The 20626-nt window shown below is 54.7% G+C and carries 18 protein-coding genes; 12 read left to right on the forward strand and 6 right to left on the reverse strand.

Annotation, left to right across the window (positions count from 1 at the left end; genetic code table 11):
* Nucleotides 1–57: 57 nt before the first annotated feature.
* From FBR45_RS16545 to FBR45_RS16565, 5 genes are all read left to right on the forward strand, one after another.
* Nucleotides 58–570, forward strand: a complete 513-nt coding sequence (locus FBR45_RS16545) for a DUF4385 domain-containing protein (RefSeq protein WP_138504769.1) — start codon at nt 58–60, stop codon at nt 568–570.
* Between the two features lie 94 nt (nt 571–664).
* The gene (locus FBR45_RS16550) at nt 665–1552 is read left to right on the forward strand and encodes a bifunctional 5,10-methylenetetrahydrofolate dehydrogenase/5,10-methenyltetrahydrofolate cyclohydrolase (RefSeq protein ID WP_138504302.1); all 888 of its coding nucleotides are present in this window, start codon (nt 665–667) and stop codon (nt 1550–1552) included.
* A 29-nt stretch (nt 1553–1581) separates the two neighbouring features.
* On the forward strand, nt 1582–2034 hold the full coding sequence (locus tag FBR45_RS16555; RefSeq protein WP_171044911.1) for a RusA family crossover junction endodeoxyribonuclease: 453 nt from the start codon (nt 1582–1584) through the stop codon (nt 2032–2034).
* The gene (locus FBR45_RS16560) at nt 2024–2665 is read left to right on the forward strand and encodes a pPIWI-associating nuclease domain-containing protein (protein ID WP_138504306.1); all 642 of its coding nucleotides are present in this window, start codon (nt 2024–2026) and stop codon (nt 2663–2665) included. Before FBR45_RS16555 ends, FBR45_RS16560 begins: the two co-directional genes overlap by 11 nt.
* 107 nt (nt 2666–2772) lie before the next feature.
* Entirely contained in the window at nt 2773–5727 is a 2955-nt protein-coding gene (locus FBR45_RS16565) for a glycosyltransferase family 117 protein (RefSeq protein WP_138504308.1), read from the forward strand.
* Between the two features lie 176 nt (nt 5728–5903).
* Here FBR45_RS16565 and FBR45_RS16570 read toward each other — a convergent pair whose 3' ends face one another.
* From FBR45_RS16570 to FBR45_RS16585, 4 genes are all read right to left on the reverse strand, one after another.
* Nucleotides 5904–6431 (reverse strand): hypothetical protein, encoded by a 528-nt coding sequence (locus FBR45_RS16570; protein WP_138504310.1) that lies wholly within the window; start codon nt 6429–6431, stop codon nt 5904–5906.
* Nucleotides 6432–6540: 109 nt separating this feature from the next.
* Nucleotides 6541–8139: a Na+/H+ antiporter gene (locus tag FBR45_RS16575; protein ID WP_138504312.1), complete on the reverse strand. Its 1599-nt coding sequence runs from the start codon at nt 8137–8139 to the stop codon at nt 6541–6543.
* A gap of 145 nt (nt 8140–8284) precedes the next feature.
* On the reverse strand, nt 8285–9451 hold the full coding sequence (dnaJ, locus tag FBR45_RS16580; RefSeq protein WP_138504314.1) for a molecular chaperone DnaJ: 1167 nt from the start codon (nt 9449–9451) through the stop codon (nt 8285–8287).
* An 85-nt stretch (nt 9452–9536) separates the two neighbouring features.
* Nucleotides 9537–10166: a nucleotide exchange factor GrpE gene (locus FBR45_RS16585; RefSeq protein ID WP_138504316.1), complete on the reverse strand. Its 630-nt coding sequence runs from the start codon at nt 10164–10166 to the stop codon at nt 9537–9539.
* A 187-nt stretch (nt 10167–10353) separates the two neighbouring features.
* Between FBR45_RS16585 and queG the strand changes: the two genes are divergently transcribed.
* Nucleotides 10354–11295 carry a tRNA epoxyqueuosine(34) reductase QueG gene (gene queG / locus FBR45_RS16590; RefSeq protein WP_138504318.1) on the forward strand — a complete coding sequence of 314 codons (942 nt, stop codon included), beginning with the start codon at nt 10354–10356 and terminating at the stop codon, nt 11293–11295.
* A 130-nt stretch (nt 11296–11425) separates the two neighbouring features.
* Nucleotides 11426–12064 (forward strand): TetR/AcrR family transcriptional regulator, encoded by a 639-nt coding sequence (locus tag FBR45_RS16595; protein WP_138504320.1) that lies wholly within the window; start codon nt 11426–11428, stop codon nt 12062–12064.
* On the opposite strand, the gene kynU is transcribed toward FBR45_RS16595, so the two are convergent.
* On the reverse strand, nt 12017–13348 hold the full coding sequence (gene kynU, locus FBR45_RS16600; RefSeq protein WP_138504322.1) for a kynureninase: 1332 nt from the start codon (nt 13346–13348) through the stop codon (nt 12017–12019). The two genes, FBR45_RS16595 and kynU, sit on opposite strands and share 48 nt — an antisense overlap.
* Before the next feature lie 429 nt (nt 13349–13777).
* The gene (locus FBR45_RS16605; RefSeq protein ID WP_138504325.1) at nt 13778–14653 is read right to left on the reverse strand and encodes an AraC family transcriptional regulator; all 876 of its coding nucleotides are present in this window, start codon (nt 14651–14653) and stop codon (nt 13778–13780) included.
* 190 nt (nt 14654–14843) lie between these two features.
* Between FBR45_RS16605 and FBR45_RS16610 the strand changes: the two genes are divergently transcribed.
* From FBR45_RS16610 to FBR45_RS16630, 5 genes are read left to right on the forward strand one after another with little or no spacing between them, the layout of a single operon-like run.
* Nucleotides 14844–15563, forward strand: a complete 720-nt coding sequence (locus FBR45_RS16610; protein ID WP_138504327.1) for a (Fe-S)-binding protein — start codon at nt 14844–14846, stop codon at nt 15561–15563.
* A gap of 29 nt (nt 15564–15592) precedes the next feature.
* Nucleotides 15593–16981: a lactate utilization protein B gene (locus FBR45_RS16615; RefSeq protein WP_138504329.1), complete on the forward strand. Its 1389-nt coding sequence runs from the start codon at nt 15593–15595 to the stop codon at nt 16979–16981.
* Nucleotides 16978–17574 carry a LutC/YkgG family protein gene (locus FBR45_RS16620; protein WP_138504331.1) on the forward strand — a complete coding sequence of 199 codons (597 nt, stop codon included), beginning with the start codon at nt 16978–16980 and terminating at the stop codon, nt 17572–17574. The genes FBR45_RS16615 and FBR45_RS16620 overlap by 4 nt, the downstream gene beginning before the upstream one ends.
* Complete coding sequence (locus tag FBR45_RS16625; protein WP_138504333.1) at nt 17571–19223, forward strand: UxaA family hydrolase; 1653 nt, start codon at nt 17571–17573, stop codon at nt 19221–19223. Before FBR45_RS16620 ends, FBR45_RS16625 begins: the two co-directional genes overlap by 4 nt.
* Before the next feature lie 17 nt (nt 19224–19240).
* Complete coding sequence (locus tag FBR45_RS16630; RefSeq protein ID WP_138504335.1) at nt 19241–20584, forward strand: alpha-L-fucosidase; 1344 nt, start codon at nt 19241–19243, stop codon at nt 20582–20584.
* Nucleotides 20585–20626: the final 42 nt, after the last annotated feature.

Here is a 20626-nt window from a genome sequence, read left to right on the forward strand (position 1 = left end):
CCAATAAACTGCGAAACCCGCAGCCGTGTTATGGCTATACGTCTTACACAACCCGATATGGCCAAGTCTAAACCCGACCCAACCCGCGCCTTCAACTACGACCTCGACTATCGAACGCTGAACCTGCGCGAACAGCCCGAACTCTACCGGGTAGGTAAAGGCGAGATGGGCGTCCTGCTCGTTCAACCTTATAAATCGGAAATACTGCCACATTGGCGGTTCAAAACCCCCGAGATAGCCCGCGAATCGTCGGAGAAGATCTATCAGCTCTTTCTAGACTACAAAGCCCAGGGTGATTTTGTGGGGATGGACATGGCCCGAAAATTCCTACAGATGGGCTACACCCGTTCCCGCCGGTACGCTAACCACCGCTCCGGCCAGAAATACGACGGCCCCGTTCCCGACGATCAGAAAGGTCGATCGGGGGCCCACGGCAGGCCGCAGTTACCCCGTGAAGAGGACCCTATCAAGGCCGAATCGGCGCGTATTTTTTATGCAGTTTACCTCCGGGCCCGCGAAGACGAGACGTACAAACGACTGAAAAAGGAGTGGCAGCAGACCTATGGATAATTCTCCGCGTATCTTTGTGAGTCTTCACGCGCACTGATCCGGCAGGAGTCTGCGGTCAGAGATAGCGGGTGACATTCAATTATTCACAGAGACAATGCAGCTATTAGACGGTAAATTTCTTTCGGCTCAGATCAAACAGGAAATTGCGGCAGAGGTTGCCCAGATACGCCAGCAAGGGGGTAAAATTCCGCACCTGGTAGCGATACTGGTCGGTAACAAAGGTTCCAGCGAGACGTATGTGGCCTCAAAAATGAAAAACTGCGAAGAGGTCGGCATGCACTCAACCCTAATCCGGTTTGAGCCCACCGTTACCGAAGCCGAACTGCTCGACGCCGTACAGCAGGTAAACGACAACCCCGATATGGACGGGCTGATCGTACAGCTTCCCCTCCCCGATCACATCAATCCCGACCGCGTTATGGAAACCATCAACCCGGCCAAGGATGTAGACGGCTTTCACCCCATTAACATCGGACGCATGGCCAAAGGCCTGCCAGCCTACGTATCCGCCACGCCCCAGGGGGTACTTGAGATGCTCAAACGTTACAACATTGAAACCGCCGGTAAGCACTGCGTGGTCGTAGGCCGGAGCCAGATTGTGGGTTTGCCGATGTCGATCCTCATGCAGCGGAACACCTATCCCGGCAACTGCACCGTAACGCTTACCCATAGCCGTACCCAAAACCTGGCCGAGATCTGTCAGTCGGCCGATATCCTGGTAGCGGCTCTGGGCCGGCCGGAGTTCATTACGGCTGACATGGTGAAAGAAGGGGCCGTCGTGATCGACGTGGGTCTGGAACGCGTGCCCGATGCCAGCAAGAAAAGCGGCTTTGTTCTCAAAGGCGACGTCAAATTCGACGAGGTAGCTCCCAAATCCAGTTTCATTACCCCCGTTCCGGGCGGAGTTGGCCTGATGACGATCTGCTCGCTGATGCAGAATACGCTCAAAGCCGCCCGCCGGGAGGTTTATGAAAAACCATAATGTAGGCAGTCACGTCAAACTTACTGTGTGTGTTTTGTTTTATCGTTAAAGCTAAACCCAAATCCTATAATAGCTGGGGAAGTAGCAGCATCATAAAGAAAAACAGCTATAAGCAGTTGATTGAGGATGCATTTAGGCTTGCTTATCCTAGTCACGTCCTATTAGACGTTGATTTATACCGGTTAGTTTATCACTTCTTTCAAACGGATATTGGGATTGATGCAGATAACCTGAGTAAGCCTATCTGGGACTGTCTGCGAGGTATTCTTTTTGATGACGATAAACGCGTCAAAATGCGCATAGCCGGGAGCCTTAATGTAGGCGGTAGCGACTTAACCGTAATAAACTCTTCCGGTTTGTCTGGTGAGATCACTGCGTCACTACTCGATGCTTTAGACACTGAGGAACACATACTTTATGTTGAGTGTGGTACATTCACTGCTGATATGATTCAGCTTAATTTAGAGCGAGATGGAAATTAGGCCGCAGTATTTGCAACAGTATTTGCACAACATAGCTGTTGATCAATTGAGTGCCGACTACCTGGCTAAGGGCTATGAGGTAGCCAAAGAAGAGAAGGTTGGCCCCTTTCGCGCTGATCTCGTAGCAAAAAAGGGCGATGAAGTTATAATAGTGGAGGTTAAAGCGGGCAAAATGACACCGCAAAAGCGGCAACAGGTTGCCGCCATAGGTGATTATGTAAAAGAACACAAAAACTACAAGTTCCTGGTAGTAGTAGCAAACCCACCCAAAGCCAAAAAGATCGACATACCCAATCTAGATCAGCTACTCGTCAACTACTTGCGATCCAATTACCAGGAGGACTTATGCAGACAATTTCATGCTGATGTTCAGATTACATCCGTAAACAACTTAATACTGGACAAAGTAACGGTATCTGAACGGGGAAATATACACGTGGAGGGAAACGGTATTCTTGATATTGAACTGAGGTATGGAGCTTTTTTTGAATTGCCAACCCAGGACAGTGTTGCTATTGGCGATTTCTTCCCGTTTAGCTTTACCGCAATCCTTACCTACAGTGAGGATAAACAGTTGACTGTTTCGTCCATGCTCAAACTTGATGTTGACACCTCCGAACGTCTAGGATGATCTCTGGCTTAACAAACTTTAACAGCCCGCGCTGACCCGGCCGGGCTGCTTTTTTACGTATTTTTGACCACTTTTTACTTAAAAACAGTTCCGTAAATTTTACCTGTATGCAGTCATTCAAACGCCTGAACACCCTCACGGGCTGGTTGCTGTTCGCCGTAGCGCTGTTTACCTACGCGAGCACCGTCGAACGTACGGCCAGTTTCTGGGACTGCGGTGAGTTCATTGCGTGTTCCTTTAAACTTCAGGTGCCCCACCCACCCGGCGCGCCCTTCTTCCTGCTGCTGGGCCGGATTTTCTCCATGCTGTCGTTTGGGGATGTGCTGAGCGTAGCCTACTGGGTGAATATGGCGTCGGTACTGGCCAGTGCCTTTACCATTGCCTTTCTGTTCTGGACCATTACCATGCTGGCGCAGAAACTGCTGGGCAAACAGGAGAGCGATTATACCACCGCCGACACCCTGCTGGCAATCGGTACGGGCGCCGTTGGAGCCCTGGCCTATACCTTCTCGGATACTTTCTGGTTCTCGGCGGTCGAAGCCGAAGTCTACGGCATGTCGTCGTTCTTCACGGCTATTGTGGTCTGGGCCGCCTTCAAGTGGGAGCGCATCGACGACGAATCGGCTGCCAACCGCTGGCTGATCTTCATCGCCTACCTGACGGGTCTGTCGATCGGGGTTCACTTGCTGAACCTGGTCACCCTGCCTGCGCTGGCCCTGATCTATTACTTCAAAAAATATCCGAAACCGACCTTCTGGGGCGGAGCCGCTGCCTTCGGTGTCGGTCTGGTTATCCTGGGCATTATCAACTCGGGTATTATTCCGGGTCTGCCCGGTATGGCTTTCTTCGTAGAGCGCTTCTTCGTGAACACGCTGGGGCTGCCGTTCAACTCAGGCATGATTTTCTTCGTGATCATCTTTCTGGGCGCGGTGGCGTACGGCATTATCTGGTCGGCCCGTCGTAGTCGGCCGGTGCTGAACACCTCGCTGCTGGCCCTGGCTTTCGTGCTGATCGGCTATGCTTCGTACATCCAGGTGCTGGTTCGGGCCGACTTCAACCCGCCCATCAATGAAAACAACCCCGACGATGCGCTGAACTTCCTGTCGTACCTGCGTCGGGAGCAGTATGGCAGCCGGTCGCTGCTGTACGGGCCCGTTTTCACCGCCCGGCCCATCGACCAGAAACGGGGCGCGCCGATGTGGAAGAAAGAAGGCAACAAGTACGTCATCTTCGATTACCAGCCGGAATATATCTACCAGCCCGGCGACGAGATGCTGTTCCCGCGCGTGTACAGCAGCCAGCAGAACCACCCCCAGCTGTACCGGCAGATGCTCGGCCTCGCCGAAGGGCAGAAACCGACCATGGGCGATAACCTCGAGTATATGTTCAGCTACCAGCTCGGGCACATGTGGTGGCGCTATCTGATGTGGAATTTCGCCGGTCGCGAATCCGATGAAGAAGGGGCAGGTTACCTGCTGCCCTGGTCGTCGGACGAAGGGGTACCGGATCTGCTGAAGACTAATAAAGCCCGTGATAATTTCTACATGCTGCCCTTTATTCTGGGGTTGTTCGGGATTGTATTCCAGTATTTCCGGCGTCGGCGCGACTTCCTGATCGTGGGTCTGCTGTTTCTGTTCACCGGTATCGCCCTGCAGATATTCCTGAACTCGCCCCCGTCCGAGCCGCGTGAACGGGACTACATCTACGTAGGGTCGTTCTATTTCTTCGCCATCTGGCTGGGCCTGGGTGTGATGGCTCTGGCCGAAGGATTACGGAATACGCTCAGGGCCGACGTGACCCGCAACGGGCTGATTGTCGGGCTGAGCCTGCTGGTTCCTGTCATGATGGGCGCCAAGAGCTGGGACAACCACAACCGCGACAACCGCTACCAGTCGGTCGATTTTGCTAAGAACCTGCTGAACTCCTGCGCGCCCAATGCCGTCCTGTTTACGGGTGGCGATAACGACACCTTCCCGCTTTGGTACGTACAGGAAGTTGAAGGGTTCCGGCGCGACGTTCGGGTGTGTAACCTGAGCCTGCTCGGTACGGAATGGTACATTCAGCAGATGAAGCGGAAAACCTATGAGTCAGAAGCGCTGCCCATCTCGCTGGAATACGATAACTTCAATAAGGGTAAAAACGACATTGTCCCCTTCTACGAGGTGCCGGGCGTTAAGGGTGGTATTGACCTCAAGCAGTACATCAGCCTGATAAAAAATAACAGTCCGGCGGTACAGGTGCCGCTTACGAACGGCGACATGACCAGTGTGCTGCCCTCGTCGGTACTCTTCCTTCCCATCGACAAGGCCGCTATCGATAAAGCGAATTTTGTACCGGCACCCCTGAAGCCATTCATGAAAGATACGCTGCAGTGGACCATCGGAAAAAAGGATTTGTACAAGCCCGACTTGATCATGCTCGATATGATCGCTACCAACAACTGGCAGCGGCCTATCTACTTCTCGAGCACGCTGGCCAGCGACAACTACCTGAATCTGAAAAACTACATGCAGCTGGAAGGCTACGCGTATCGGCTGATGCCGGTAGCCGTGCCAGGTGCTTCGGACGGCTATGTCAACTCCGACATCATGTACACCAACATGACGAAGAAAACGTTCTGGCGCCAGTTCGACAACCCGGACGTTTATTATGACGAAACGTACAAGGGACCGCCGGTTATTTCGGCCCGGATTGCCTTTTTCCGGCTGGCCGACCAGCTCATCCGCGAGGGCAACGAAGCCAGAGCGCGGGAGGTTCTGAATTACTCGCTGAAGGTCATTCCGGACAAGAGCATTCCGTACGACCAGATTTCGTCGAACTACGTACGGTTCCTGTTTGCCGTGGGTGATGCTAAAAAAGCGCTGGAAATTGCCGACGTGATGGCAACCCGCGCCGACCAGAACCTGACCTACGATAAATCGGGACGCGGCCGGTTCGGTAGCCCCGATGCCGATCTGTACATTCTGCAAACGATTGTCGAAGCCTGCAAGGAAGCCAAACAGTCGGCCGCGGCTTCCAAGTACGAAGCCATCTTCCAGAAGCATATCAACGCCTTTGGCTGATCAACAACCAGCCCGTGAATCAAAAAGAGGACCCCGACGAGGTCCTCTTTTTGGTTTAACCAGGATCAGGTTCGTATCGGCTGGGCAGTTTTTGATCAGCGGAGCAAGCCCGCGAACCAGCAGTGGGCGCCCCCCCCGTTCAGGTATGCAGGGTACGAGGGCTTGCGCGTTTCGGTTTAAACGAAAGACGACAGTTGGTTCAGTCGGTTATGAACCAGGTAGCTGTTGAACCGATCCCGAGCCAGATGGGTACGATGCAGGTCAATCATGCGCTGGTAATTACGAATAAACAGTTCGCGCCTTGAACTGGTCAGGGGGCTATTCTGCATCTGCCTGAGCCAATGAGAAAATTGGTTGATCATCCGCTCGTGCATGCTGATGCTAGCCTCGTACTGGCAAATACGTTTCTGCAGCAGCATCAGCATATCTTTATGATGAACAGCATCTACATCCGCTGCCGGAGCTAGTATGGTCTGCCATTCCTGCTGAAGATCCTGCATCGCTTCCAGGAATGGGCTCCCGTCGAACGCATCCAGCGGCAGATCGATACGCTTGTTATCTTCTACCATATAAGCCATCAGCAACGTATCGCCCCTGGCTACCAGACTACTCAAAAAATCGAATGATGCCTCCATACTGGTGAGCTGGCAACAGAACTCACGCACATCTGCCTGTTTGTCGAAGGCCGTTAAAAAAAGAACCATACCCGATACATTAACTCACACCCCGTGCACTTACAGAAGCAACGGTTTTGACTGCGATTTGATTTTATTTCCGTGCTAGTTTAGCTAACCAACTAGTAGGTAGGCTTGTTTAGTGGATCGGATGATCCAGCTTTTCCTCTTCCAGATCGATGTGGGCCTCTTCTTTACGGATCACCTCATCGTCGAACTCATTGCGGGTCCGGAGCCGGATCAGCTCGTTACGCTTCGTCGTGATAATATCAGACAGGATTCGATTGTATTCATCGAAATCCCCGGTATCACAATCGAGCGAACTTAAATGCTGCCGGGTTAGCCGGGTGTCGTTTTCCAGGCGCTGTTTCAGGTTAGCCACCAACTCGTTGGTCAGCACCTCACGGCCATAGGTATCATTCAGTTTCCGGAGGGCTACGGCCAGCAGTTTCAGACGAACCGTCGATTCCTGCTCTTCTTCGGGTGGTCGATTGTCGGGGTCTCTGAACTTCACCCAGCGAATAACGAGGGGCAGGGTCATTCCCTGAAAGATAAGGGTAATCAGAATGACGACAAAGGTGATGAATAAAATCAGATTCCGGTGCGGAAATGGGGCGCCGGAAGGCAACGTGAGCGGAATAGACAGGGCAGCCGCCAGCGACACGACACCCCGCATACCTGCCCAGCCAACAATAACCGGTCCGCGCCAGCCGGGGTTACGATCCGCTACCGGAATGAATCGCCCAACCATCTGGGTAAAAACAGCACTTCCCAGCGCCGAGCCTAGCCGAACCAGAATCAGCAGAGAGGTGATAACGAGGCTGTAAACCACCGCTTCCGTTCGCGAATAATTGCCGAGACCGGTTACGATAAGCGGCAGCTCCAGGCCGATCAGGATGAATACCAGCCCATTCAGGGCAAAGACAACGGTAGACCACATGCCCGTTCCCTGAATCCGGGCGCTATGGTTCAGCATTTTGTGGCTCCGATTGGACAAAAACAGCCCGCCGGTCACGACCGCCATCACGCCGGAATAATGAAACTCTTCGGCCGTCAGGTACATGATATAAGGCGTGATGAAGGTCAGCAGAATACTGACCCGCGTCGTGATGGGCAGCCACCGGTGGATGGCGTAAAAAACGCAGCCGACCAGCAGGCCAACCGCAATACCCATCAGTGTTACGAGGACGAAGTCGGTGGCGGCCTGCTGCCACACAAACGTACCCGACAAAACGGCCGACATCGCAAACCGGAATATAATTAGACTCGACGCATCATTGATCAGGCTTTCTCCCTCCAGAATGCTGATCAGGCGCTTCGGCACGTTGATGCCGCGCAGTACCGAAGTTGCCGCCACGGCGTCTGGTGGTGAAATGATTCCACCCAGCAGAAAACCCAGCGCCAGCGTAAACCCGGGAATCAGGGCGCTGGAGACATAGGCTACCGCCAGGGCCGTAACAATGACCAGTCCGAAGGCAAAGGTGATGATGATCCGTCGCCAGCGCCAGAACTCCTTCCAGGAGGTGAACCAGGCGGCTTCATACAGTAAGGGCGGCAAGAAGATCAGAAAGATCAGATCCGGATCAACCGCAATCTGGGGCATACCCGGTATGAGGCTGATGACCAGACCGCTGATTACCAAAAAAATAGGCGACGGCACCCGTAATCGTTGTCCTACTACCACGAACAGGGAAACAGCCAGTAAGAGGGATACGCAGAGCAGTACAGTTTGGTGCATAGAGGGCGGGATAAGTCCAGTAACTACTGCTAAAATACATATTGGCAGCGCAAAAAAAGCCCCGACGTTTGAGTTCAGGGCTTCTTTTGCTGCACTAACCGGCAGACTGTATCGCGGATGAAGCCCGAAACGGACTCACCGGCGTTTATCCGTGAAAGAAATCCTTCATTTTATCGAAGAATCCTTTTTCGTTCTTGTTGGGCTTGGGCTGGAAGTTGGGTGAGTTACGCAGCCGCTCCAGCAGGCCACGCTCTTCGGCCGACAGCACCTTGGGAGTCCACACATTTACATGCACGAGCTGATCGCCCCGTCCGTATCCGTTAAGCTCTTTAATTCCTTTGCCTTTCAGCCGCAGAATTTTACCGCTCTGGGTACCGGGTTCGAGGGTAATGCGTGCTTTACCATCAATGGTGGGCACTTCAACGCTGGTACCGATAGCCGCATCGACGAAGTTGACATACAGATCGAACACGACATTACTACCGTCGCGCTTTAAGTCGGCATCCTCTTCTTCTTCTACGACGATCAGCAGGTCGCCGGCCACACCGCCACGGGGCGGAACGTTACCTTTACCCCCCACCGACAGCTGAATGCCTTCGGCCACACCGGCCGGAATCTTGATGGGGATAACATCTTCCTGCAATACCCGACCCTCACCAAAGCAAACGTCGCACCGGTCGGTTACAATTTTCCCCTCGCCGTTACAGGTCGGACAAGTGCTTGTCGAGACCATCTGCCCCAGCATGGTATTGACTACCTTACGGGTCTGGCCCGAGCCATTACAGGTGGTACAGGTCTGAACAGCCGTACCGTTTTTCGAGCCATTGCCTCCGCAGGTCGTACAGGTAACGTGTCGTTTTACCTTGATTTTCTTCTCAACGCCGTTGGCTACCTCCTGGAGGTTCAGCTTCAGTTTGATCCGCAGGTCAGACCCGCGCCGGACGCGTTGCCGCTGTCCACCGCCGTTGGCGCCCCGGAAAAAACTGCCAAAAGGCGAATCGTCGCCGAACACATCGCCAAACTGGCTAAATATGTCCTCCATCGACGGTCCACCCGGTCCGTAGCCACCGCCACTGGCCGCCCCCCCCAGACCAGCATGACCAAACTGATCGTAGCGGGCTTTTTTCTGAGGGTCGTTCAGGACATCGTAAGCCTCGGCGGCTTCTTTAAATTTTTCTTCGGCGGTCGGATCATCCGGATTTTTGTCTGGGTGATATTTAATGGCCATCTTCCGATAAGCCTTTTTGAGATCCTCGGCCGAGACGTTCTTGTCAACGCCCAGTATTTCGTAATAGTCGCGCTTCGTTGCCATGTCTATCAAAGAGTGAATGAGAGAAAGAGCGAAAGAGTGGCGGGCACAACAGGGGTCGCTCTTTCAGTCTTTCGCTCTTCCACCATTAGCTTCCTACAATTACTTTAGCAAACCGGATAACCTTATCGTTCAGATAGTACCCTTTTTCCACCTCATCGATCACTTTCCCTTTCAGGTCATCGCTGGGGGCGGGAAACTGGGTTATCGATTCGTGCAGATCGGCGTTGAACGGCTCTCCTTTGGCCACCATGGGCTTCAGACCTTTGCCTTCCAGCGTCTTGAACAGCTTGGTATAGATCAGCGAAACGCCTTCTTTCAGAGCCGCCACGTCTTCCGTTTTTTCCATCGACAGCATGGCCCGCTCAAAATCATCTACGACCGGAATCAGGCTTTGCAGCAGGCCTTCGTTGGCCTGGCCAATCAGCTCCAGTTTTTCCTTAGCCGTACGCCGACGGAAGTTTTCGAAATCAGCATACAGCCGCAGGTATTTGTCCTTCAGTTCTGCAACCTCCCGGAAAGCCGCATCGGTGGCCGACCCGGTCGGTTCGGCGGTTTCGGCCTCAACGGAAGCCACTGCTTCGACAGCGGGTTCGTCGGCTGGCTCACCGCCATTAATCGTTACGGCTTCCTCTTCAGTGGGCGTCTCAGTTGTCAGGTTGTCAGGCTGTGTGGTATCGGTAGACGATTGTTCGTCCAATATGTCTTTATTTTCCATTGATGAGCTTCGTGTTCGCTTCCAGAAATTCATGTGCAAAGATGGGCAAAAGACCGGCCAATCTGGTTATTTCTGACAACTTGGCACATAGTATTCCGTCAGCTTTTCGTGAATTCGGTCATAAAAACCGGATTTTTTACGCGTTGCCTGCTGTTCACCACCTGTACAGTTTTATTTACCTCCTGCCATGCACGCGCCAGCCAGTTATTATTCGACCCGTCTGAAAGCCAGAGCCATTGAACTGGGGTTCGACGTGTGCGGTATTGCCCGGGCCGATTTTCTGGACGAGGAAGCACCCCGGCTCGAAACTTGGCTAAAAAACGGGATGCACGGCCAGATGAACTACATGGCCAACCATTTCGACAAACGACTCGACCCGCGACTGCTCGTTGAGGGAGCCAAGTCAGTGGTTACGGTGCTGCTCAACTATTACCCCAACCAGCCACTGCCCGAAGCCGAAGACGACTACAAGCTGTCGAAATATGCCTACGGGGAAGATTATCACTTCGTCATTAAAGACAAACTGAAAGACTTGATGGCCTTTATCCACGAAGAAATTGGCGAGGTGGGCGGGCGCGCCTTTGTCGATTCGGCCCCGGTCATGGACAAAGCCTGGGCCAAACGGTCTGGTGTGGGCTGGGTGGGTAAACACAGCAACCTGATTAATCGGCAGATGGGATCGTTTTTCTTCATCGGCGAGTTGATTCTCGATCTGGAACTCGAACCCGACGGCCCTATTACCGATTACTGCGGCACCTGTACCCGCTGCCTGGATGCCTGTCCAACGGAAGCGATCGTGAGCCCCTACGTCGTTGACGGCAGCAAGTGCATCTCTTACTTCACCATCGAGCTGAAAGAAGCCATTCCGGACGAGGTGCAGGGCAAGTTCGACAACTGGATCTTTGGCTGTGATATCTGCCAGAACGTATGTCCCTGGAACCGCTTTGCCCGACCACATCAGACCCCCGCTTTCGACCCCCACCCCGATCTGACGGAATTCAGCCGGGCCGACTGGGAAGAAATTACGGAAGAGGTCTTTCGGGAGGTGTTCCGGCGGTCGGCCGTCAAACGAACCAAACTCGACGGACTGAAACGCAATGTTGCGTTCGCTAAAAAATCGGCTTACTAACCAGTTTGCCAGTTTTAACCTGCCTGTCAATTTGTTAGCCGTTGGCTCAAAAGCAGCGTATTTTGATTTGTTGGTATGATACGGACAGGTTACATTGCTGCGTTCTATCTACACGACTAACTGTCAGATTATGCAACGCAGCCGTCTGGAAACGGAGAACCGACTTATTGAAGCTGTTGGCCAACTCGTTAAGGAAAGTGGCTTCGATCATCTTGGTATCAATCGGGTTGCGAGCCAGGCGGGCGTCAACAAAATACTTATCTATCGATATTTTGGTGGCCTGGGCGGGTTACTCAGTGCGTATTTTGAGCAAACGCGCCCCGTCTCATCGGTGCCTCCCATAGATATAAACCAGTTGAAGAACGCTTCGCTGGAGGTCTTTTTTACTACCTGTTACAACTATCTGATTGAGGAGTTCAGGCTGCTGCGTCATGATATCGAAGCGCAGGAGCTACTGAAAGCCAAGCTACTGAGCAACGACGGTATCGTTCATGCCATTACCGCCGAGAAAGAGAGACGGCTGGTAAAGATGGTCGATGATTTATCAGCCATCGTTCATAGTAGCCATGCCCGCCCTTTTGCAGCCATTCTGGTCAGTTCTCTGACTCTGCTGCTCTTTACCGGTCAGCAAAAACGGCAGATTATGGGCATAGATCCTAGCACTGACGAAGGCTGGGCCGAAATAGAACAGGCCCTGAAAAACATTTTCCAGGGCATCTATTTATTCACCAAGGAACGCCTGGCGGCCAGTGCTGAAAAATCCGCGTAGCGCTTCACCTACCCGCCAAACATCCTCAAATGTATTATATAGCGGCACTGGGGCCAGCCGGATGCAGTCAGGTTCGCGCCAGTCGCCAATGATGCCCTGTTCGGTAAGGTATTTGAAGAGGACTTTCCCATTTCGACGGACGAGCAGCGAAAGCTGGCACCCCCGCTGGTTAGGGTCGTCGGGCGTCAAAATCTGTATATCATCAAAGGGGGCCAGTATGTATTCCAGAAAGCCCGTTAACAGTTCGCTTTTCTGGCGGAGCGCGGTCATGCCGGCTTCGGCAGTGATGGCCAGCGCGGTCCGGTGTAGCGCCAGCGCCATAATGTTAGGCGTACTCAGCTGCCATCCATCGGCACCCGCGGCAGGCAGAAAGCCGGGGGTCATCTCAAACCGCCGGTCTTCCCGGTAGCCCCACCAACCCGCCAGTCGGGGCAGCGCACCACCTGCCCGGTTCTGGTCGTGGTGCTTTTCATGGATAAAGATGCCCGACACCGCACCCGGTCCGCCGTTCAGGTATTTGTACGAGCACCAGGTGGCGAAATCGACACCCCAGTCGTGCAACCGCAGCGGCACGTTCCCGATAGCGTGGGCCAGATCCAGACCGATGGGTACACCGTGTCGGTGAGCGGTTTCGGCCAGCGCTGCCATGTTGTAGACCTGCCCCGTGTAGTAGTTCAGCCCGCTCATCCAGACCAGGGCCAGCTCGTCGGCATGTTCGGCAATGGCGGCCTGTATGTCGGTGGTATGGATCAGCCCATCGTCGGGCCGCGGAGCTACTTCTACCAGCGCGTTGGCCGTTGTCAGCCCGTGATGCTGCAGGTGAGTCTCCAACGCATATTGATCAGACGGAAAGTCGCCTTTGATCGTCAGAATTTTGTATTTCGGCTTGCCGGATGCGGAGTTGCCGTGCTGGCTGGGCCGGTAAAACGAGGCCAGCAGCAGATGCAGGTTGACGGTCAGCGCGTTCATCGGGCAAACTTCGGCGGGGTTGGCCCCTACCACCTGAGCCAGCGCTGACTTGCAGGTGTTGTGATACCCAAGCCAGTTTTGTTCGGCGCCTTCGGGTCTATCGAACCAGCCCTCCACCCCCAACTGCTGCCAGGTCGTCAACTCCTGATCCAGGGCGGCACGGGCCGACTTTGGTTGCAGGCCCAGCGAATTGCCGCACAGGTAAATCAGATCGGTTGCGTTTCGCTGCGGGATATAAAACCGATTTCGAAAGGATCGTAGCGAATCGTCGGCGTCGAGCTGACGCGCAAAATCCAGCGTGTTTTCGTATGTCATACCTGCAAAACTATGGATTCGGCCAGTTGTCTGCCCACAGGCTTTCATTTAACCCGCAAAATGCATCCGGCCCAAAGGGTTTTATCGCTGAGGCAACGTAACGTTTATAAAGGACCGTTCAATAAGCCTGCATAACCATAAAAATAGTATCCTAGTTAGTTTACAGTAAATTTCTACTAATGTTATGAATCTCTCAACTTACTTGCCCGCCGGATGGCAGCGAGTTCAGCAGATACAATCCGTTCCAGACCGGGTCGAGTCTAATCGGCATATACATCATCGTACCCGAGGCTCAGCAGGCGCCAGCGGCTACTCAGCTACGCAATGCCTTTAAATGATCCATCACCCACAGACGTAACGTACGCAGGGTCCGGTTCAGCAATGAGCCGGGCTTTTGTTTTTAGGGTGGGTTACACCTATGTGTAGCTTTTACCGAACTGGCTTCCTGAATGACTTCTGATACTGGAGGGGGCTTTTGCCCGTAATTTGCCTGAAGTACTTGTTGAAACCCGAAAACTGGTTGAACCCGCTTTCGTAACACACCTGCGCCACACTGAGCTTCCCTTCAATCAGCAGCTTACAGGCGTGACTGACCCGCAGTTCGAGCAGAAACTGCGAATATGGCTTACGGCTACGCGACTTGAAATACCGACAGAATGAGTTCGGACTCATGTTTGCCACCGTGGCTATTTCTTCCAGCGAAATTTTTCGGGTGAAGTGGGTCAGCGAGTAAGCGTATATCTGGTTTAGCCGGTCGGTATCGGCTTCATCGAAATAGCTGGGGTAATCTTTAGCCGACAGATATTCCAGTTCGTCTGACTGGGCCACCAGCGAGAGGATTTGAATAAGAGATACAATTCGGGCTGTTCCGTGCTCAGCCAGCATCTGCGCCAGCAGCGGTTTAACGGCAGAACGGGTGTTGCCGAGGAGCCGTACACCCTGCCGGGCTTTCTCCAGGAAACGGATGATGTACCGATTTTCGGGCAGTTGCAAAAACGTATCGCCCCAGAAGTTATCCCGAAAATGGACCACGGTAGCTTTGGCGAACAGGCCCTCCCGGTTCTCAAAATACTCTTTGTCGCAGCGCCAGTAGTGAGGCAGGTTAGCACCGATCAGCAGCACATCTCCCGACTGAAAATTCTGAATGCTATCGCCAACGAACTGGGTGCCGCTGCCCTGCTCAATGTGCAGCAGTTCTATTTCGGGGTGGTAATGCCAGCGGTTGTAGAAGTGAAGAACGACATCCTGCCGCACACTAAACGAACATTCAGACGAAACAGGAACCAGAAGTAACTGCGGCTTCATACCTATCAATTAGCGTCAATAAATTTAAACGGCTCATAAAGTTGCTAACATATTGGTAAAACAAGTTAATCCTATAAAACTACCCCTTTGAATTATACTATTGATTTGCAACATAATCATACAATCTGTATTCGTCTGGTTTCCAGAAATTTCTGGCGCCAGCCGAATCCTGAAACGACTCAGATGCATGATGCGCGTTGCTTTATTTGTTCCCTGCTATGTTGATCAGTTCTATCCGGCTGTTGCCATCGCGACCCTCGGGCTGCTCGAACAGCTGGGTTGCCAGGTGGTTGTACCGCGTAATCAGACCTGCTGCGGTCAGCCCATGGCCAACTCCGGCTTTGCCCGGGCGGCCGCCAGCTGCGACCAGAACTTCAGGCAGAATTTTGGCGAATTTGACCATATTGTCTGTCCATCGGGCTCGTGTGTTCTGCACGTCCGGGAACACAACCCGCTTCTGACTGGCCAGATCTGGGAGTTGTGCGAATTTCTGACCGATGTCCTGCAGGTACGGGCCTTGCCCCACCGGTCGGCCCGGCCCCTGCGGATCGGCATTCATCAGAGTTGTCATGGGCAGCGTGGTCTCCGTCTGTCGTCTATGTCGGAACGCAACGAACCCTATTTCTCGAAGATGGAAACCCTGCTGAGACTCGTCGACGGCATCAACATCACGACCCCCGCCCGCCCGGACGAATGCTGTGGTTTCGGCGGCACCTTCTGCGTAACCCAGGAAGCCCTTTCGGTAAAAATGGGGAAAGACCGCCTGGCCCAGCACCAGGCCAACCAGGTCGATTACATCGTGGGGGGCGACATGTCCTGCCTGATGCACCTGGAAGGGATTCTCCGGCGGCAGCAATCACCCATACAGGTCCGGCATGTTGCTCAGCTGCTGGTTGATCATGCGTTGTAAACTAAGGCCTGCTACTATCCGTCTACGTTATGAGTCAGCGATTTGTATCTCACGCCCAAGCTGCCAGCCAGTTTCTAACCGACGAAGCCCGTACGGACTGGCACGATGAAACGTTATGGTTTGTCCGCCAGAAACGCGACAAAGCGGCCCACGCCCTCCCCGAATGGGAGGCCCTGCGCGAACTGGCATCGGGCATCAAAGATCATGCACTGTCGGAGCTGAGTACGTACCTGACCCAGTTTGAGCAGAACGCCCTGGCGAACGGCATTCAGGTACACTGGGCGGCCACGGCTGCGGAACACAACCAGATCGTACTGCACATTATCCGACAACAGACTGGCCCCGCCCCCCCCCGGGTGGTGAAGAGCAAGTCAATGCTTACCGAAGAGTGTCACCTGAACGAGTTTCTGACCAAACAGGGGGTCGAGGTGGTCGACACTGACCTGGGCGAACGCATTGTGCAGCTCCGCCAGGAACCACCCAGCCACATTGTCTTACCGGCCATACATTTGAAAAAAGCCGACGTCAGTGCCACCTTCCAGCAGCACCTGGGTACCGAAGCCGGCAACGAAGATCCGCAGTACCTGACCGAAGCCGCCCGTCACCACCTCCGCGAAAAGTTTGTATCGGCGTCCATCGCCATCACGGGGGTCAATTTTGCCATTGCCGAAACGGGTGGGTTTGTGGTTTGCACCAACGAAGGCAATGCCGACCTGGGGGTGCATCTGGCCGACGTCCATATCGCCTGCCTCGGTATCGAAAAAGTAATTCCCCGGCAGGAGCATCTGGGCGTGTTTCTGCGGTTGCTGGCCCGCTCGGCAACCGGCCAGCCGATCACCACCTACTCGAGCCATTTCGTCAGACCCCGGGCCGGGCAGGTCATACATGTTATCCTGGTTGATAACGGCCGGAGCACCCAGCTGGGCCGGCCCGAGTTTCGGAACTCGCTCAAATGCATCCGCTGCGGGGCCTGCTTTAACACCTGCCCGGTTTACCGCCGGAGTGGCGGTCATAGCTACCACAACGCCGTGGCCGGGCCGATCGGCTCTATCCTGGCTCCCAACCTCGACATGCGTAGAAACGCCGATCTGCCTTTTGCCAGTACACTTTGCGGCAGTTGCACCAACGTATGCCCTGTTAAAATTAATATTCACGAACAGCTCTGGCACTGGCGGCAGACACTGACAGCCGAAGGCCTGGCGCCCCCGGCTAAAACAGTAGCTATGAAAGGGATGGCCTGGGTGCTAGGCCATCCTACGGTATACCGGCTGTCGGGCCGTATCGGGCGGTGGGTGATGCAACACGTTCCGGTCCTGGTCAATAACCGGCTGAACCCATGGTATAAAGGGCGCGACATGCCCAGCCCGCCCGCCCAAAGTTTTGGAGAGTGGTACGATAAAAACCGATCGCGCGTATGAACAGCCGACAAGCTATCCTGACCGCGGTAGCCCGCAACCAGCCTGTCACCCGCCCAATGCCTACCCTGCCCGAGCCGTCGACAGAACGGGCTTCGGCTGACGGGTTTGCCCAGCGGGTCGAAGCTATTGGCGGAACAATCGTTCCGATCAGCGCCCTGACCGACATAGTCAGCTATCTACAAACCCGTTTTCCGCCCCCGGCCCGACTGGTCAGCACCCTGCCCGATCTGCCCCTGGGTGAACGCCTGTCCGACACGGTGGTACCCGGCCACATCCTCGAAACGGTTGACCTGGCCCTGCTCATGGGGGCTTTCGGAGTAGTAGAGAATGGCGCCATCTGGCTCGATAGCCGACAGTTACCCCATCGGGCTCTACCTTTCATCTGCCAGCATCTGGCGGTGGTCGTATCATCGCAGGCGCTGGTATCCACCCTGCACGATGCCTATCGTCAGTTAAGCCCCAACACCTTCGATTACGGGGTATTCATAGCCGGGCCTTCCAAAACCGCCGACATCGAGCAGTCGCTGGTAATCGGAGCCCATGGACCGCGCAGCCTGACTGTTTTCCTGTTGACAACCGACCCATCCCGATGACGATCCAGACCTCCCGTTCTTACCTCCGTATTCACCCGACCGATAATGTCGTGGTGGCCCTGCAGGATATTCCCAAAGGCGACTACATTACCGGCAATGGGCTATCCGTACAGGTAACGCAGTCGGTAGCCGCCAAACATAAGGTAGCCCTCGAAGCCCTGGCCACCGGCGATTCGGTACGGATGTACGGCGTACTGGTTGGTAAGGCCACCCAGCCTATTGCCGCTGGCGACATCATCACCACCTTCAACCTCAGGCACGAGGCCGAACCGTATGGTCTCAACAAGCGCAGGCCGTACCACTGGCAGGCGCCTGATGTGTCAGCCTGGGAGACGCTGACCTTTGCGGGCTACCACCGCAGCGATGGAAGCGTAGGCACCCGAAATTACTGGTTGGTGGTGCCGCTGGTCTTCTGCGAAAACCGGAACGTGGAGATGATGAAAGCCGCGTTTGAGCGGGAACTCGGCTATGCCCAGCCAGATATCTACATCGATCAGGTGCGCCGGCTGGTAAAGGTCTATCAGACGGGTCAGACTGGACCGGCTCCGACCGCAGCTATACCGGAAGCGGCCCAACCGCGCTTGTTTCCGAATATCGACGGCATTCAGTTTCTGACCCACGAGCAGGGATGCGGGGGCACCAACGCCGACGCCGACAGCCTCTGTCAGCTGCTGGCGGGCTGTATCGTCAACCCCAATGTAGCGGGCGTTACCGTGCTGAGCCTGGGGTGCCAGAAATCCCAGATCGATCAGTTGCGGGCCGAAATCAGGAAGCGACAGCCCGGGTTCGACCGGCCCCTGCTCTACTTCGATCAGCAGACCTACGGCACCGAATCGGCCATGCTTACCGATGCCATCCGCGAAACGTTCAACGGGCTGGTAACTGCCAACGCCCAGACCCGCCAGCCCGCCCCGCTCAGCCGGTTAAGCGTAGGCCTCAAGTGTGGCGGATCGGACGGCTTCTCGGGCATTTCGGCGAATCCGGCCCTCGGGCATCTCTCCGATCTGCTGGTCACCCTGGGCGGCACCACCCTCCTGGCCGAATTTCCGGAACTCTGCGGGGTTGAACAGGAGCTGATTGACCGTTGCACGAATCCATCCGATGCCGGTCGGTTTGTCGGCCTCATGCAGCAGTACGCGGCTCAGGCCGCAGCCGTGGGGGCAGGCTTCGACATGAACCCGTCCGTCGGCAATATCAAGGACGGCCTTATCACCGACGCTATCAAGTCGGCCGGGGCCGCGCGTAAAGGTGGGTACGCTCCCATTGCAGGGGTGCTCGACTATACTGATCTGCCCACCCGGCCGGGGCTTCATCTACTCTGTACACCCGGCAACGATGTACTCGCCACCACGGGCATGGCTGCTTCGGGCGCTACGCTGATTCTGTTTACAACCGGACTCGGCACCCCTACCGGCAACCCGATTGCGCCGACGGTTAAAATATCGACCAATACCCGCCTGGCCGACCGTATGCCCGATATCATTGACTTCGACGCCGGTCTGGTCATATCCGGGCACGAAACTATAGAGCAAACGGGCGAAAGGCTGCTGCGCTGGCTCATCGATCTAGCGTCGGGGCGTATACGAACCAAAGCGGAAGACCTTGGCCAGCACGATTTTATTCCCTGGCAGCGGGGAGTGAACCTGTAGTAAACTATTCCTGTCGTATGAAACGAACCCTTTTTCTCTTCTTTTTCTGGTTAGCGACTTCGCCCCTGCAGGCGCAGCAGTCGGCCAATAAACCCGAGCGTGAACAGTGGTACATGGACCTGGGCTTCGGCATGTTTATCCACTGGAGCCTGGACTCGCAGGTGGGTGCCGTGATCAGCCACTCCATGGCTGGAGCCTCACCCGATTACCTGAAGCGATTCACAACCGAGCTGCCAGCCACCTTCAACCCCAAGCAGTTCGATCCCGACGAGTGGGCTACCCTGGCCCGGCTGGCTGGTATGAAATACGTTGTCTTTACGGCCAAGCACCACTCTGGTTTCTGCATGTGGCCAACACAGACAACGCCGTTTAACATCAGCAATACCCCCTGCAAACGGGACCTGACCCGCGACATTCTGGACGCCTTTCGCCGGCAAAATATTGCCATTGGCCTGTACTTCTCGCCCGAAGACTTCAACTACCTCTACCAGAATAACCTGCCGATTGGCCGGCTCCAGCACCCGATGCATTACCCGGAGAAAAATCCGGGCCTGATGGCGCACGACAAAGCCCAGCTCAGGGAGTTACTGACCAACTACGGCAAGATTGACCTGTTATTCTTCGATGGGCCTGCCGAGGGACTGAAGCAATACGCCTGGCAACTCCAGCCCGATCTGGTCGTGACGCGCGGGCAGATGGAAACCCCAGAACAGACCATCCCTGACAAACCCCTGCCCGGCCCCTGGGAGTCCTGTTTCACGATGGGAACCGACTGGCAGTATAAACCCACCAACGACCCCCATAAGTCGGGCACCGACATCATCAACATGCTGATCGAAACCCGGGCCAAAGGGGGTAACCTGCTACTTAACGTAGGCCCTAAACCCAACGGTACCATTCAGATCGAGCAGGAAGCACTCCTGCGGGAAGTAGCCCTCTGGCACCTGGTTAATCAGGAGAGCGTGCACCAGGTCCGCCCCTGGGAAATCATCCGCGAAGGAAACGTCTGGTTCGTCAAAGCCAGACAGGGAAATACGGTCTATGCCTTTTGCCAGGGCGGCACCGACTGGAGTTACGGCACCCGCAAAGAATTTGTGCTGAAAACCCTGGAAGGCAATGCCCAGACCAAAGTGAGTATTCTGGGTTACGGCAGCCAGCTGGTCGAGTACCGCGAAGGATTTGACGCCCAGCTCTACAGCACGCCCAGCCCGATTGGGTTAGTCATCAGCGCCGTGAATGGTCATCGGCTCTATACCAATAATAAATGGCCAAACCCGGTGGTGCTGAAGATCGAAAATGTTCGGTTCAAAGCTCCCGAAGTCACGAAGCAGAAACGCAGCAAGATAGACGGGGCCAACTGATGGGTGGCCAGATACGTACCCCATCCATGTTTTGATAATGCC

Source organism: Spirosoma lacussanchae (assembly GCF_005870035.1).
Taxonomy (GTDB): domain Bacteria; phylum Bacteroidota; class Bacteroidia; order Cytophagales; family Spirosomataceae; genus Spirosoma; species Spirosoma lacussanchae.